Source organism: Microbacterium sp. zg.Y909 (assembly GCF_024626565.1).
Map to the genome: position 1 here is coordinate 1 of NZ_JANJFJ010000267.1, position 291 is coordinate 291.

Annotated in this window: 1 pseudogene; it reads left to right on the forward strand. The window is 71.8% G+C overall.

Annotated elements, in window-relative coordinates:
* Positions 1-291: pseudogene (locus tag NQ160_RS16665) on the forward strand (tRNA 2-thiouridine(34) synthase MnmA); the annotation flags it as partial.

Consider the following 291-nt stretch of genomic DNA (forward strand, 5'->3'; position numbering starts at 1 on the left):
GTTCGACGCCGTCTGCACCGGGCACTACGCGACCCTCGTCGACGGACCGGACGGCCTGGAGCTGCACCGCGCGTCGGACGCGGCCAAGGACCAGTCGTACGTCCTGGGAGTGCTCACCGCCGAGCAGCTGGCACACACGTACTTCCCGCTCGGCACGACCCCGTCCAAGGCCGTCGTGCGCGCGGAGGCCGAAGCGCGGGGATTGACCGTCGCGCACAAGCCCGACAGTCACGACATCTGCTTCATCCCCGACGGCGACACCCGCGGGTGGCTCGCCGAGCGCGTGGGCGC